11 protein-coding genes are annotated in these 14,487 nt (G+C 69.6%); 5 read left to right on the forward strand and 6 right to left on the reverse strand.

What is annotated here, in order from left to right; genetic code table 11:
- Positions 1–67: 67 nt before the first annotated feature.
- Positions 68–3,607, reverse strand: a complete 3,540-nt coding sequence (gene dnaE / locus IF78_RS0118280; RefSeq protein ID WP_031483387.1) for a DNA polymerase III subunit alpha — start codon at positions 3,605–3,607, stop codon at positions 68–70.
- A 206-nt stretch (positions 3,608–3,813) separates the two neighbouring features.
- Between dnaE and IF78_RS0118285 the strand changes: the two genes are divergently transcribed.
- The 4 genes from IF78_RS0118285 to IF78_RS0118300 all read left to right on the forward strand — a co-directional run bounded on the left by IF78_RS0118285 (position 3,814) and on the right by IF78_RS0118300 (position 8,620).
- Positions 3,814–5,157 (forward strand): DUF2252 domain-containing protein, encoded by a 1,344-nt coding sequence (locus IF78_RS0118285; protein WP_031483386.1) that lies wholly within the window; start codon positions 3,814–3,816, stop codon positions 5,155–5,157.
- An 89-nt stretch (positions 5,158–5,246) separates the two neighbouring features.
- Positions 5,247–5,948: a hypothetical protein gene (locus tag IF78_RS0118290; protein ID WP_031483384.1), complete on the forward strand. Its 702-nt coding sequence runs from the start codon at positions 5,247–5,249 to the stop codon at positions 5,946–5,948.
- A 77-nt stretch (positions 5,949–6,025) separates the two neighbouring features.
- Complete coding sequence (locus IF78_RS0118295; protein ID WP_031483382.1) at positions 6,026–6,865, forward strand: thioredoxin domain-containing protein; 840 nt, start codon at positions 6,026–6,028, stop codon at positions 6,863–6,865.
- A 93-nt stretch (positions 6,866–6,958) separates the two neighbouring features.
- Positions 6,959–8,620 (forward strand): alkaline phosphatase D family protein, encoded by a 1,662-nt coding sequence (locus tag IF78_RS0118300; RefSeq protein ID WP_031483381.1) that lies wholly within the window; start codon positions 6,959–6,961, stop codon positions 8,618–8,620.
- 16 nt (positions 8,621–8,636) lie between these two features.
- On the opposite strand, the gene IF78_RS0118305 is transcribed toward IF78_RS0118300, so the two are convergent.
- Positions 8,637–9,206: a dienelactone hydrolase family protein gene (locus IF78_RS0118305; RefSeq protein WP_031483379.1), complete on the reverse strand. Its 570-nt coding sequence runs from the start codon at positions 9,204–9,206 to the stop codon at positions 8,637–8,639.
- A 94-nt stretch (positions 9,207–9,300) separates the two neighbouring features.
- Here IF78_RS0118305 and IF78_RS0118310 point away from each other — a divergent pair, with 94 nt between their 5' ends.
- The gene (locus IF78_RS0118310; RefSeq protein ID WP_031483378.1) at positions 9,301–10,419 is read left to right on the forward strand and encodes a mechanosensitive ion channel family protein; all 1,119 of its coding nucleotides are present in this window, start codon (positions 9,301–9,303) and stop codon (positions 10,417–10,419) included.
- 75 nt (positions 10,420–10,494) lie between these two features.
- Here IF78_RS0118310 and IF78_RS0118315 read toward each other — a convergent pair whose 3' ends face one another.
- From IF78_RS0118315 to IF78_RS0118330, 4 genes are all read right to left on the reverse strand, one after another.
- Positions 10,495–11,235, reverse strand: coding sequence for an SDR family NAD(P)-dependent oxidoreductase (locus IF78_RS0118315; RefSeq protein ID WP_031483376.1), 741 nt, complete (start codon positions 11,233–11,235; stop codon positions 10,495–10,497).
- 38 nt (positions 11,236–11,273) lie between these two features.
- A complete protein-coding gene (locus tag IF78_RS0118320) occupies positions 11,274–12,860 on the reverse strand; it encodes a Na+/H+ antiporter (protein ID WP_031483374.1) in 1,587 nt (528 codons plus the stop codon).
- A 191-nt stretch (positions 12,861–13,051) separates the two neighbouring features.
- Positions 13,052–13,543: a GNAT family N-acetyltransferase gene (locus IF78_RS0118325; protein WP_031483372.1), complete on the reverse strand. Its 492-nt coding sequence runs from the start codon at positions 13,541–13,543 to the stop codon at positions 13,052–13,054.
- Positions 13,540–14,484 carry an RluA family pseudouridine synthase gene (locus IF78_RS0118330; RefSeq protein WP_031483370.1) on the reverse strand — a complete coding sequence of 315 codons (945 nt, stop codon included), beginning with the start codon at positions 14,482–14,484 and terminating at the stop codon, positions 13,540–13,542. The genes IF78_RS0118325 and IF78_RS0118330 overlap by 4 nt, the downstream gene beginning before the upstream one ends.
- Positions 14,485–14,487: the final 3 nt, after the last annotated feature.

Genomic DNA, 14,487 nt, shown 5'->3' on the forward strand with positions numbered 1-14,487 from the left:
CCCAGGCACATGAAGAGGGGTGCACCCCGAGCGGGTGCGCCCCTCTCGCGCGTTGAGCGGTGGTCGCTCAGCCGGCCAGGCAGGACGGCCCGAGCAGCACCTTCAGGTCACCGAACAGCGCCGGATCGGGCTTCACCCGGTGCCGGTCGAGGCGCAGCACCGTCGTCTTGGTCGGGCCCTGGAGCCTGATGCGGACCTCGCTCTCGCCCTTGTGGTGGCTGAGGATCTCGCCGAGGCGGCTGACCATCGGCGGGGTGACCCTGGTGGCCGGGATGGTGAGGATCACGGGCGCGTTGGTGCCGGCGTTCGACAGGTCGGGCACCTGCAGCTCCATCGCGACCAGGCGCGGCACGTCCTCGCGCTTGTCGAGGCGGCCCTTGACGAACACGACGGCGTCCTCGACGAGTTGGGTGGAGACGAGCTGGTACGTCGCCGGGAAGAACATGCACTCGATGGAACCGGCGAGGTCCTCGACCGTGGCGATGGCCCAGGCGTTGCCCTGCTTGGTCATCTTGCGCTGGAGGCCCGAGATGATGCCGCCGATGGTGACGACCGCGCCGTCCGCGTGCTCACCGCCGGTCAGCTGGGCGATGCCCGCGTCGGCCTTGTCGGACAGCACATGCTCCAGGCCGAAGAGCGGGTGGTCGGAGACGTACAGACCGAGCATCTCCCGCTCCTGGGCGAGCAGATAGGTCTTGTCCCACTCCTCGTCGGTGAACTGCACGTCGAGTCCGAAGCCGGGCTCGTTGCTCTCCTCCTCGCCCATGCCGCCGAAGAGGTCGAACTGACCCTCGGCCTCCTTGCGCTTGACCGCGACGACGTTGTCGATCATCGGCTCGTACTGCGCGGTGAGGCCCTTGCGGGTGTGGCCGAGGGTGTCGAACGCGCCGGCCTTGATCAGCGACTCGGTGGTGCGCTTGTTGCAGGCGGCCGCGTCGATCTTGTCGAGATAGTCCGGGAAGGAGGCGTACTTGCCCTTGGCCTTGCGGCTCTTGATGATCGACTCGACCACGTTCGTACCGACGTTCCGCACCGCCTCGAGGCCGAAGAGGATCACGTCGTCGCCCTGGGCGGCGAAGTTGTGCACCGACTCGTTGACGTTCGGCGGGAGCACCTTGATGCCCATGCGCCGGCACTCGTTGAGGTAGATCGCCGACTTGTCCTTGTCGTCCTTGACGGACGTCAGCAGGGCGGCCATGTACTCGGCGGGGTGGTTCGCCTTCAGGTAGGCGGTCCAGTACGAGACCAGGCCGTACGCGGCCGAGTGCGCCTTGTTGAACGCGTAGCCGGCGAACGGGACCAGCACGTCCCACAGGGCCTGGATCGCCTCGTCGCTGTAGCCGTTCTTGCGTGCGCCGCCCTGGAAGATGACGAAGTTCTTCTCCAGCTCCTCGGGCTTCTTCTTGCCCATCACTCGCCGGAGGATGTCGGCCTCGCCGAGCGAGTAGCCCGCGATGATCTGGGCGGCCTTCTGCACCTGCTCCTGATAGACGATCAGGCCGTAGGTGACGTCGAGGACTTCCTTGAGGGGCTCCTCGAGCTCCTTGTGGATCGGCGTGATCTCCTGCTGGCCGTTCTTTCGAAGGGCGTAGTTGGTGTGGGAGTTCATGCCCATCGGGCCCGGTCGGTACAGGGCCGACACGGCGGAGATGTCTTCGAAGTTGTCCGGCTTCATCAGGCGCAGCAGCGAGCGCATGGGGCCGCCGTCGAACTGGAAGACGCCGAGGGTGTCGCCGCGCTGGAGGAGTTCGAAGGTCGTGGGGTCGTCCAGCGGGAGGCTGAGGAGATCGATGTCGATCCCCTTGTTGGACTTCACCATCTTGACGGCGTCGTCCATGATCGTCAGGTTGCGCAGGCCGAGGAAGTCCATCTTCAGCAGGCCGAGCGACTCACAGCTCGGGTAGTCCCACTGCGTGATGGTCACGCCGTCGGTGTGCCTCACCCACACCGGGACGTGCTCGGTGATGGTCTCGCTGGACATGATCACGCCGGCGGCGTGCACACCCATCTGCCGGACCAGGCCCTCCACGCCGCGTGCGGTGTCGATGACCTTCTTCACGTCCGGTTCGTTCTCGTACATCCCGCGGACCTCGCCGGCCTCGCTGTAGCGCGGGTGGCTGGGGTCGGTGATGCCGGAGAGCGGGATGCCCTTGCCGAGGACGTCGGCGGGCATGGCCTTGGTGATGCGGTCACCCATCGCGTACGGGTAGCCCAGCACGCGCGCGGAGTCCTTGATCGCGTTCTTGGCCTTGATGGTGCCGTACGTGCCGATCATGGCGACCTTGTCGGCGCCGTACTTCTCGGTCACGTACCTGATCACCTCGACGCGCCGGCGCTCGTCGAAGTCGATGTCGACATCGGGCATCGAGATGCGCTCGGGGTTGAGGAACCGCTCGAAGATCAGGCCGTGCGGGATCGGGTCGAGGTCGGTGATGCCCATGGCGTAGGCGACGATCGAGCCGGCCGCGGAGCCTCGGCCGGGGCCGACCGCGATGCCCTGCTTCTTGGCCCACATGATGAAGTCGGCGACGACGAGGAAGTAGCCGGGAAAGCCCATCGAGATGATGGTGTCCATCTCGTACTCGGCCTGCTTCTGGCGGTCCTCGGGGATGCCGCCCGGGAAGCGGCGCTCCATGCCACGACGGACCTCCTCCTTGAACCAGGTGACCTCGGTGTAGCCCTCGGGGATGTCGAACTTGGGCATGAGGTCGCGCTTCTCGAACATGCCGTCGGTGTCGACCATCTCGGCGACGAGGAGCGTGTTGGCACAGCCCTGCTGCCAGGCGTCCGAGGAGTCGATGGCGTACATCTCGTCCGTGGACTTCAGGTAGTAGCCGGTGCCGTCGAACTTGAAGCGGTCCGGGTCGGAGAGGTTCTTGCCGGTCTGGATGCACAGCAGCGCATCGTGGGCGCCCGCCTCGTGCGCGTACGTGTAGTGCGAGTCGTTGGTGACCAGCGGGGGGATGCCGAGCTTGCGGCCGATCTCCAGGAGGCCGTCGCGGACCCGGTGCTCGATGTCGATGCCGTGGTCCATCAGCTCCAGGAAGTACTTGTCCTTGCCGAAGATGTCCTGGTAGTCGGCGGCCGCCTTGAGGGCCTCTTCCTCCTGGCCCAGCCGCAGCCGGGTCTGGACCTCGCCGGAGGGGCAGCCCGTGGAGGCGACGATCCCCTCGGACCACTGGGCGATGGTCTCCTTGTCCATACGGGGCCACTTCTGCAGCCAGCCCTCGGCGTACGCGTCCGAGGACAGCCGGAAGAGGTTGTGCAGGCCCGTCTTGTTGACGGCCCACATCGTCTTGTGGGTGTAACCGCCGGAACCGGAGACGTCGTCCCGCTTCTGGTGCGGCTGGCCCCACTGGATCTTGCGCTTGTTGCGCCGGGACTCGGGGGCGACATATGCCTCGATCCCGATGATCGGGGTGACACCGGCCTTCTTCGCGCTGTGGAAGAAGTCGTACGCCCCGTGGAGGTTGCCGTGGTCGGACATGGCGATGTGCGTCATGCCCATCTCGTTGCACGCGTTGAACATGTCCTTCAGCCGCGCGGCACCGTCCAGCAGCGAGTACTGGGTGTGGACGTGCAGGTGCGTGAACGGCGGCTTTGACACGGTATGGCCTCCAAAGGAAACGCGCGGCAACAGGCTGGCGGACAGTCTTGGGGTCAGCGTCGAAGTCTATGCCTCGGGACTGACACTCGGCTGGCTCCCCCGCGTACCTTCACAGCGAGGGGTCGCGGGCACTTCCGGGTGCTCTCACCCGTTGAGGACGACAGAAACGCTGTCGTACACGTTCATGCACCAGGAGGCACCCAGCGATGTCGGTCCCCCAGCTCAACGACGAGCAGCGCGGCGACGAGATCCTCGCCGTCTTCGACACCGCCTTCGGCGAGCTCCTGGCCGCCGACCCGGCCGCGTTCCGCGTGAAGTTCCGCAAGATGGCGGCCTCGGCGTTCGCGTTCTACCGCGGCACGGCGTGCCTCTTCTACCACGACCTCGACGCCGAGAACGCAGGTGGCGGGAAGACGCCCAGTGGCCCGTACCTGGACGAGCGCACCTCGCGCGTGTGGATCCACGGCGATCTGCACGCGGAGAACTTCGGCACCTACATGGACGCCAACGGCCGGCTGATCTTCAACGTCAACGACTTCGACGAGGCGTACGTCGGCCCCTTCACCTGGGACCTTCAGCGCTTCGCCGCCTCGATCGCCCTCATCGGCTACGCCAAGGCGCTGGGCGACGAGCAGATCAGCGAGCTGGTGCGGATCTACGCGGGCGCATACCGCGAACGTGTGCACGCCCTGGCGACCGGCGCCAAGAGCGACGAGGTGCCGCCCTTCACCCTGGACACCGCCCAGGGCCCGCTGCTGGACGCGCTGCGCGACGCCCGCGCGCTGACCCGCTTCGGGCTGCTGGACTCGATGACCGAGATCCGTGACTTCGAGCGCCGCTTCGCCCCGGGCGGCGGCTCGATCGAGCTGGACGCGGCCACCCGTTACAAGGTGCTCGCGGCCTTCGACGGCTATCTGGAGACGCTGCCGGACGCCTCGCTGGCCCGGCCGGACTCCTACCGGGTCAAGGACGTGGTCGGCCGCCGCGGCATCGGCATCGGATCGGCCGGGCTGCCGTCGTACAACATCCTTCTGGAGGGCCACACCGACGCCCTCGAGAACGACGTCGTGATCTACATCAAGCAGGCCCAGACCCCGGCCGTCTCCCGGCACATCAGGGACCAGGCGCTGCACGACTACTTCCAGCACGAGGGCCACCGCACGGTGATCTCCCAGCGCGCCCTCCAGGCGAACGCCGACCCGTGGCTGGGCTGGACCGAGCTGGACGGGGCGGGGCAGCTGGTCGCCGAGATCTCGCCGTACGCCGTGGACCTGGACTGGGGCGACATCGACGAACCGGAGGAGATCGCGGCGGTCGTCGCCGACCTCGGCCGGGCCACGGCCACGATGCACGCGGCGGCGGACGACACCTCCGGCGAGTCCCTGGTGCCGTTCTCCACCGAGCGGGCCATCGACGCGGCGATCGCGGCCGACGAGGAGGGCTTCGCCGAGCTCCTGGTCGACTTCGCGCACGGCTACGGCGCACGCGCGCGTGCCGACCACCAGATCTTCGTGGACCTGTTCCGCAACGGCCGCATTCCGGGCCTGTGACGGAAAGGCAGCTCACAGGCGTTCGGTGGCTGCTCACAGGCATCCTTTAAGGGTCTCTTACAGGACCACGTGACACACTCTTCTCCGCAATGGACATATCCGGGACCCAGCTACGAGCCGTACGCGCGGCGCTGTTCACGTCACTCGTCGTGACGCTCAGCACCGCGTCGCACGTGTTGCTGTCCCGGGCGCCGCTGCCGCTGAACACGGTGGCCCTGCTCACGGCTGCCGTGTTCGTGCTGGCGTACGCCCTGGCCGGCCGCGAGGAGCGGACCTACGGTCGGATCGCGGCGCTGCTGATCCCGCTGGAGCTGGCCGCCGACACGATCCTCACCACCGGCCAGCACGTCTGCTACGGCCGGGCGGGCGGCCCGGTCACGGGCCCGCTGCGGTCCGTCGGCTTCGACGTGCTGTGCGGCGACAACACCGCGGTGGGCACTCCCCTGGCCGGTGTGCCCGGTGCCGACCCGCACCGCCTGGCCACGGTCCTGGCCCAGGCCGACCCGGCGACGCCCTGGCTCCTGCTAGGCGCGCACATCGCCGTCGGCCTCCTCGCCGCCGCCTGGCTGCGGCGCGGCGAGCGGGCTCTGGCCCAGCTGCTGGGGGCGGTGACGGCGACCACGTTCCGCCCGCTGCTGCTGGCGGTCGCCGCGGTGACGGTCGCCCGGACCGCGCCGGTGCGGCGCCTGCCGCGCCCCGCACGGTGTACGGCCCCGGCCCGCACCCGCTTCCTCGTGCACTCCCTGGGACGGCGTGGACCGCCGTGCTCACCCGCCTTCACCTGCGCGTGAACGGCACCTGAGCACCACGGCCCACCCCATACGTATCCCGCACACGACGTGTGCGCGTCCCCATGGAGATCACCAACATGAGCAAGCGGAACAGCCAGGCGGCGAAGACGGCGGCCCGCGAGCGGCTGCGCGCCGAGCGCGAGCGCGAGGCGAAGCGGGCGAAGGTCAGGCGGCAGATCATCGTCGCCTGCTCGATCGTCGGCGTCCTGGCGGCCTCTGGCGGCATCGGCTACGCCATCGTCCAGGCCAACAAGCCCAGTCACTGGGAGGCCGTGAAGGACGACAAGGTCGTCGCCCCGGCCAACACCACGGGCACGAACGGCACGACCGTAGTCATCGGCAAGGACAGCGCCAAGAAGACCCTCAAGATCTTCGAGGACCCGCGCTGCCCGGTCTGCGCCTCGTTCGAGCAGGCCGCCGGTTCGGTCGTCGACAAGGACATCGAGGCCGGCAAGTACAAGATCCAGTTCGTCGGCGGCACGTTCCTTGACGGCGACCAACTGAAGGACGGCAAGATCGGCGCCAACGCCGAGGGCTCCAAGAACGCGATGAGCGCCATGGGCGCAGCGCTGAACGTGAGCCCGGAGGCGTTCATGGAGTACAAGAACGCGCTGTACTCGGCGAAGTACCACCCGGAGGAGTCGGACGACAAGTTCAAGGACGACGACTACCTGATCGAGATCGGGAACTCCGTCCCCGCCCTGAAGAACAACGCCAAGTTCGAGAACGCGGTGAAGAAGGGTACCTACGACGCCTGGGCGCTGGCCATGTCGAAGGCTTTCGACACCAACAAGGACGGCGTGACGGGAACCCCCAGCTTCGTCATGGACGGCAAGCAGCTGAAGACCTCCGGCCCCAACCAGCCTTGGACGGCGGAGGAGTTCACCAAGGCGGTGGACGCGGCCCTCAAGGGCTGACGCCGGCTGGGAAGCCGACCTTCGTCTGAAAGGCGGGCGAACTTTCACAGGTTCGCCCGCCTTTGTTCATACCGATCAGTAGCCTGATCGGCTGTGACCAGTCGATACAGATCATCCGAGCAGCTCAACTCCCTTACCCCGCGCCGCCGTACGGTCGTCAAGGCCGCGGCGGCGACGGCTGTCCTGGCCGGCCCGCTCGCCGCCGCGCTGCCCGCCGGCGCCGCCGACGCGGCCCCCGCCTTCCTGCACGGTGTCGCCTCCGGTGACCCGCTGCCCGACGGCGTCCTGCTGTGGACCCGGGTGACGCCGGTCCCCGAGGCGACCCCCGGCTCCGGGCTCGGTCCGGACACCGAGGTCAGCTGGATCGTCGCCCGGGACAAGGCGCTGACGGACATCGTCGCGAAGGGCTCGACCACCGCGAAGGCTGCCTCCGACCACACCGTCAAGGCGGACATACGGGGCCTGGAGCCGGCCACCGACTACTGGTTCCGCTTCTCGGCGGGCCCCACGGACTCCCCGGTGGCCCGCACCCGCACCACGCCGGCGGCGAACGCGTCCGTGGCGGGCCTGCGCTTCGGCGTGGTCTCGTGCGCCAACTGGGAGGCCGGCTACTTCGCGTCGTACCGCCATCTCGCCGCCCGCGGTGACCTGGACGCGTGGCTGCACCTGGGTGACTACATCTACGAGTACGGCACGGGCGAGTACGGCACGCGCGGCACCGTCGTCCGGCAGACCACGCCCACCCACGAGATCCTCACCCTCGCCGACTACCGCGTCCGGCACGGCAAGTACAAGACGGACCCGGACCTGCAGGCCCTGCACGCGAAGGCGCCCGTGGTCGCGATCTGGGACGACCACGAGATCGCCAACGACGCCTGGTCGGGCGGCGCCGAGAACCACACCGAGGGCGCCGAGGGCACCTGGGCCGCGCGCCAGGCCGCCGCCAAGCAGGCCTACTTCGAGTGGATGCCGGTGCGCCCGGCGATCGCGGGCACCACCTACCGCCGGCTGCGCTTCGGCAAGCTCGCCGACCTCTCCCTGCTCGACCTGCGCTCCTTCCGCTCGCAGCAGGTCTCCGTCGGCAACGGCGAGGTCGACGACCCGAACCGCACGCTCACCGGCAGGGCCCAACTCGACTGGCTGAAGGCGGGGCTGAAGTCCTCCGACACCACCTGGCGGCTGGTCGGCAACTCGGTGATGATCTCGCCGTTCGCCATCGGCAACCTCACCGCGGACCTGCTCAAGCCGCTCGCCAAGCTGCTGGGCCTGCCGCAGGAGGGCCTCGCCCTCAACCCCGACCAGTGGGACGGCTACACCGACGACCGCCGGGAGCTGCTCGCCCACCTGCGCTCGAACGCGATCCGCAACACCGTGTTCCTGACCGGCGACATTCACATGGCGTGGGCCAACGACGTGCCGGTGGACGCCGGTACCTACCCGCTGTCCGCCTCCGCCGCCACGGAGTTCGTCGTCACCTCGGTCACCTCCGACAACCTCGACGACATCGTCAAGGTCCCCGAGGGCACGGTCTCCCCGATCGCCTCGCCGATCATCAAGGCGGCCAACCGGCACGTCCACTGGGTCGACACCGACCGCCACGGCTACGGCGTCCTGGACATCACGGCCGAGCGGGCGCAGATGGACTACTACGTCCTGTCCGACAAGACCAGGAAGGACGCGACCGCCTCCTGGGCGCGCTCGTACCGCACGCGCAGCGGGACGCAGAAGGTCGAGCGGACGTACGACCCCGTCTGACAGCCCCTGACAGCCCCTAGAGGGTGTCGAGGAAGCCGAGTGCCACCCGCCAGGTGGCCTCGGCGGCCTCCTCGTCGTAGTCCGGCAGGTCGGGGTCGGTGTAGAGGTGGCCGGCGCCCGCGTATCTGTACACCTCCACATCGGCGCCCGCTCTGCGCATCTGCAGATACCAGGCGCTCAGCCAGTCGTCCGTCTCGAACGGGTCCGGCTCCGCCACATGCAGCTGCACCGGAAGGTCGTCCACGGAGGCGCTCGCCGCGATGTCCGACGTGCCGTGCAGGAGCAGCAGCCCGCGCGCCTTCTCGTCGCCGAGGGCGAGGGTCTGGGCGATGGAGGCGCCGAGCGAGAATCCGGCGTACACAAGGCCGCGTTCCGAGTAGGGCGCGGCGGCGAGCACGGCCCGCTTCAGCAGCTCGTCCTTGCCGGTCCGGTCGTTGAATTCCATGCCCTCCTCGACCGTCTCGAACGTACGCCCCTCGAAGAGGTCCGGCGTCCACACCTCGTGTCCGGCGGCGCGCAGCCGGTCCGCGGCCTGGCGCACCGCGGGCCTGAGGCCATAGGTCGAGTGGAAGAGCATGATGTTCATGAGGCCATGGTGCCAGCCGGGTACGACAGCGCCGTGACCACCGCCTCACCGGCGCACATGTTCATGACCCCCCTCCGGTGGTTACGTTCGGGGGATGGAGAACATACTCCGACCGCTGATCGTGATCGGTGGCTCGGTCCTGCTCACCCTGATCATCGGGTGGGCGACCGACCGCCTGATGCGCAAGGCCGACGAACGGCACAGTGAGACACCGCTGTGGGATCTGCTGCGCCGCGCCCGCGTCCCCTACCAGCTCGTCCTGTGCGCTGCCCTGCTCAGAGGGTCGTACGACGAGTCGAAGCTGCTGGAGGAGCACAAGGTCGCCGTCGGCCGGGTGCTGACGCTGGTGCTGATCGGTGCGGCGGCCTGGCTGGCGATCCGTGTCGCGGCGGCGGTCGTGGAGACCACGTACAGCCGTTACGCGCGCGTGCACCGCGATCCGGCCCGAGTCCGGCGGGTGCGCACCCAGGTGACCCTGATCATGCGCGTGGTGGCGGCGGTCGTCGGCGTGGTGGCCGTGGCGGCGATGCTGCTGACGTTCCCGGCGTTCCGCGCCGCCGGTGCCTCGCTGCTGGCCTCGGCCGGCATTCTCGGCATCGTCGCCGGTGTCGCCGCGCAGTCCACGCTGAGCAATATGTTCGCCGGGTTCCAGATCGCGTTCGGCGACATGGTGCGCCTGGGGGACACGGTCGTCGTGGACGGCGAGTGGGGCACGGTCGAGGAGATCACCCTGACCTTCCTGACGGTGCGGACGTGGGACGAGCGCCGGATCACGATGCCCGTGTCGTACTTCACCTCGAAGGCGTTCGAGAACTGGTCGCGCGGCGGTGCCCAGATGACCGGCACCGTCTTCCTCCACCTCGACCACTCGGCGCCGATGGAGGCGATGCGCGAGCAGCTCCGCGACATCCTGCGCGCGTGCCCCGCGTGGGACGGCCGCGACTACGGCCTGGTCGTCACGGACTCGACACCGAGCACCATCGAGGTGCGCGCCCTGGTCACGGCGAAGGACGCGGACGACCTGTGGACGGTACGGGTCACGGTGCGCGAGCAGCTGATCGCCTGGGTGGCCGAGCAGCACCCGTACGCGCTGCCGCGCGTCAACGCGACGGACGCGGCCCTGCCGCCCGGCTTCCCCGTCCCCGCCCGCATCCCGGCCCGCCGCACCCACCAGCACGACCATCAGCCGGCCGCACGGCCGGAGCGGCCCTGACCGATCCCGACCGTCACCGACCACGCCTGACGGGCCCGGACCGCCACCGATCACTCCTGGCCGCTCCTGGGCGGCTCAGTGACCGCGCTCGGCCCCGCCGTTCACCTGGATGATCTGCGAGGTGATGTGCCCGGCGCCGTGGGACGCCAGCCAGTGCAGGGTCGCGGCGACGTCCCCCGGCGTGCCGGCCCGCCCGGTCGAGGTCTCCGCGACGAGCCGGGCACGCCGCTCCTCGTTCATCCCGTTGCCGAAGAACTCGGTGTCCTCGATGAAGCCGGGCGCGACCACGTTCACGGTGATCCCACGCGGCCCCAGCTGCCGGGCCAGATCATGGGCGTACGGATGCAGCGCCGCCTTCGACGCCGCGTACGCCCCGCTGCCGGACCCCCGGAAGGCGGCGATGGAGCTGAGGAACAGCACCCGCCCGCCGGGGTCCGCGAGCCGGTCCTTGAGGGCCTCGGTGAGCAGGGCCGCGGTCAGGGTGTTGAGCCCGAAGTTGAGGGTCCAGTTGTGCAGGACGACGTCGAGGGGCTCGTCACTGTCCACCTTGGGCTCCAGATAGCCGCTGCCTCCGGCGCTGTGGATCAGTACGTCCACGGTGCCGAACTCCGCCGCCACGAACCGCTCCACGCCCCGCGCGCCGCTCGACTTGCTCAGATCCGCCGCGTAGGTGAGGGCCCCGGGCACACCGGAGCGCTCCAGCACCTCGGCGCGCCGCCCGAGCAGCAGCACCCGATCGCCGTCCGCCGCGAACAGGTGGGCCGCCGCGAGGCCGATACCCGTACCGCCTCCACTGATGACAACGTTGCGAGCCATGATCAGATCGTACGGACGGACCGGCCTCGGCTGCCAGGTCACCGCAGACTGCGCACGTCCAAATGCCGCAGCACCCGGTCCACCACCTCCGGGTCGGCCCCCGGCTCACTGCGTGCCGCCAGCACCTCGTGCCGCGCCGCGCTCAGCAGCTCGCCCTGGATCCGCCGCACCCGCTTCAGCCGCCGGACCCGCTGCCGGTGCGCCCCCCTGCGTTCCTCCTCGCCCATCTCCGGGCTGATCCGCACCCCGATCTCGAACGCCCGCCGCAGCATCTGCTCGGACAGGTCCTCCGGCAGATCCTCGACGGCCTCGATCTCCTTGAGCCTTCGCTTCGCGGCCTTCGCCGCGCGCACCGCCAGTTGTTTCTCGAACTCCTTCTCCCGCTCGCTGTCGGCGCGCACGCCGAGCCGTTTCACCAGCCAGGGCAGGGTCAGGCCCTGCAGCACCAGCGTCGCCATGATCACCCCGAACGCGATGAACACGATCTCGTCCCGGTCGGGAAAGGCGGCGCCCGAGTCCGTCTTCAGCGGAACGGCCAGCGCCAGGGCGACCGAGGCGACGCCGCGCATCCCCGACCACCACATCACGACGGTCTCGCGCCAGCTCATCGGCACTTCTTCGTCGTAGTCCCGTTTCGCGTGCAGCCGCTTCGTGAGCCAAGTGGCCGGCAGCAGCCACAGCAGCCGGACCGCCACGACGACCCCGACCACCAGGGCCGCCCAGCCGAGCATCTCGCCCCACCGCCCGGACGCCGTGCGCACCGCGTTGTGCAGTTCCAGCCCGATCAGCCCGAAGGCGACGCCGGTGACCAGCGTGTCGACGATGTCCCAGAAGGTGTGCCCGGCGAGCCGCGTCATCACGTCGTCGGCGTCTGTGCCGTACTCGGCGAGGAACAGGGCGGTGACGAGCACCGCGAGCACGCCGGAGCCGTGGAGCTCCTCCGCCAGCACGTAGGAGGCGTACGGCACGAGCAGCGTGAGCCCGATCTGCAGGGTCGCGTCCCCGAGGAGATCCATCAGCTTGTTGGCGCCCCAGCCCAGGGCGAGCCCGACGGCCAGCGCGACGACGCCGGAGAGCACGAGATCGAGTCCGGCCGACCAGGGGCTGAAGGTGCCGCTCACGGCCGCCGCGATCGCCACGTGGTACAGCACGATGGCCGTCACGTCGTTGAAGAGCCCCTCGCCCTCCAGGATGGACACCAGCCGTCGCGGCAACCCGAGCTGCCCGGCGACAGCGGTCGCCGCCACGGGATCGGGCGGCGCCACGAGCGCGCCCAGCGCCACGGCGGCGGCGAGCGGCAGTCCCGGCACGACCGCGTGGGCGACCGCCGCCACGCACACCGTCGTGACGAACACCAGCGCCACGGCCAGCAGGAGGATGGGCCGCACATTCGCCGCGAACTGCCGCCAGGAGGTACGCCGTACGGCGGCGTACAGCAACGGCGGCAAAAGCAGCGGCAGGATCAGGTCCGGCGGAATGTCGACATTGGGCACGAAGTCGAGCAACGCGAGCACGACTCCGAGCAGCGTCATCAACACCGGCGCCGGCAATCTGAACCGGTCCCCCACCGGGACACTCACCAGGGCCCCGAGCAAGAGCACGAAAAACAGGGCGAGCTGATCCACGGTCAGCGCTCCGCAGCTCTGGACGATCAAGAACCTTCAGTCGTCCAGCGTGCCACGCTCACCCACCCGAGGGCCGCCTTGCCGGCGATCGGCCGGTTCCCTGATCCCGCCCGCAGCGGCGAGCTGCCACAGCGCCGCAGGCGGGCGGCGCCGACCCGCCACGGCGGGCCCCGTTCGACCGGCGGCTTCGGCTACAGAGAACGCCGCATCGCCCGGTGCGGTATCCCCGCGTCCGGGAACTCCGGTCCGTACGCCACGTACCCCAGCCGCTCGTAGAACCCCAGCGCATGCGTCTGCGCGTGCAGATCCACGGCCGCCAGCCCACGCGCGCGTGCCGCCTCCTCGATCTCCCGCACCAGGGCCGCCCCGACGCCGAGGCCACGTGCCGCCTGCGTCACCGCGAGCCGGCCCAGCGAGCCCACCGACGGGTCGCCGTCGGTCTTGGCCGTGGCCGCCTCGCCGTACAGCAGCCGCCCGGTCCCGAGCGGCACGCCGTCCTCCCGGACCGCCAGCACATGCACGGCGGTGGCGTCGTACGCGTCGTACTCGATGTCCTCGGGAACCCCCTGCTCCCCGACGAAGACCTCCTTGCGCACCGCGAAGCACGCCTCGCGGTCGGCGGGGTCCTCGGCGACGCGCACGGCATACGACGGGACATCCGACGGATACGACGGGGAGCTCATGCCCACGTCTCCTCGCGGACCTGGTCCAGGGCCTTCTCCAGGTCGGCCGGGTAGTCGCTCTCGAACTCGACCCACTGCCCGTCCCCGGGGTGCTCGAAGCCGAGCCGGACCGCGTGCAGCCACTGGCGGGTGAGGCGGAGCCGCTTGGCGAGCGTCGGGTCGGCGCCGTAGGTGAGGTCGCCGACGCAGGGGTGGCGGTGGGCCGCCATGTGGACGCGGATCTGGTGCGTGCGGCCGGTCTCCAGCTTCACATCGAGCAGCGACGCCGCGCGGAACGCCTCGATGAGGTCGTAGTGGGTGACGGACGGCTTGCCGTCGGCGGTGACCGCCCACTTGTAGTCGTGGTTGGGGTGGCGGCCGATGGGGGCGTCGATGGTGCCGCTGGTCGGGTCGGGGTGGCCCTGGACGAGCGTGTGGTACCGCTTGTCGACCGTGCGCTCCTTGAACTGGCGCTTGAGCGACGTGTACGCGTACTCGGACTTGGCGACGACCATCAGCCCCGACGTGCCCACGTCGAGCCGGTGCACGATGCCCTGTCGTTCGGCGGCGCCGGACGTCGAGATGCGGTATCCGGCGGCGGCCAGCCCACCGATGACGGTCGGCCCGGACCAGCCCGGCGACGGATGCGCGGCCACGCCGACCGGCTTGACGATCACCACCACGTCATCGTCGTCGTGCACGATCTCCATGCCCTCGACCGGCTCGGCGACGACCTGCACCGGCGCGGGCGCCTGCGGCATCTCGACCTCGAGCCAGGCCCCGCCGCTCACCCGCTCGGACTTGCCGACCACCGTGCCGTCGACCAGCACCTTGCCCGCCGCGGCGAGCTCCGCAGCCTTGGTACGGGAGAAGCCGAACATGCGGGAGATGGCGGCGTCGACGCGCTCGCCCTCCAGGCCGTCGGGCACGGGCAGGGTACGGACCTCGGGAACTGTGCTCACCAG

The sequence above is a fragment of the Streptomyces bicolor genome (genome assembly GCF_000719285.1).
Lineage (GTDB): Bacteria > Actinomycetota > Actinomycetes > Streptomycetales > Streptomycetaceae > Streptomyces > Streptomyces bicolor.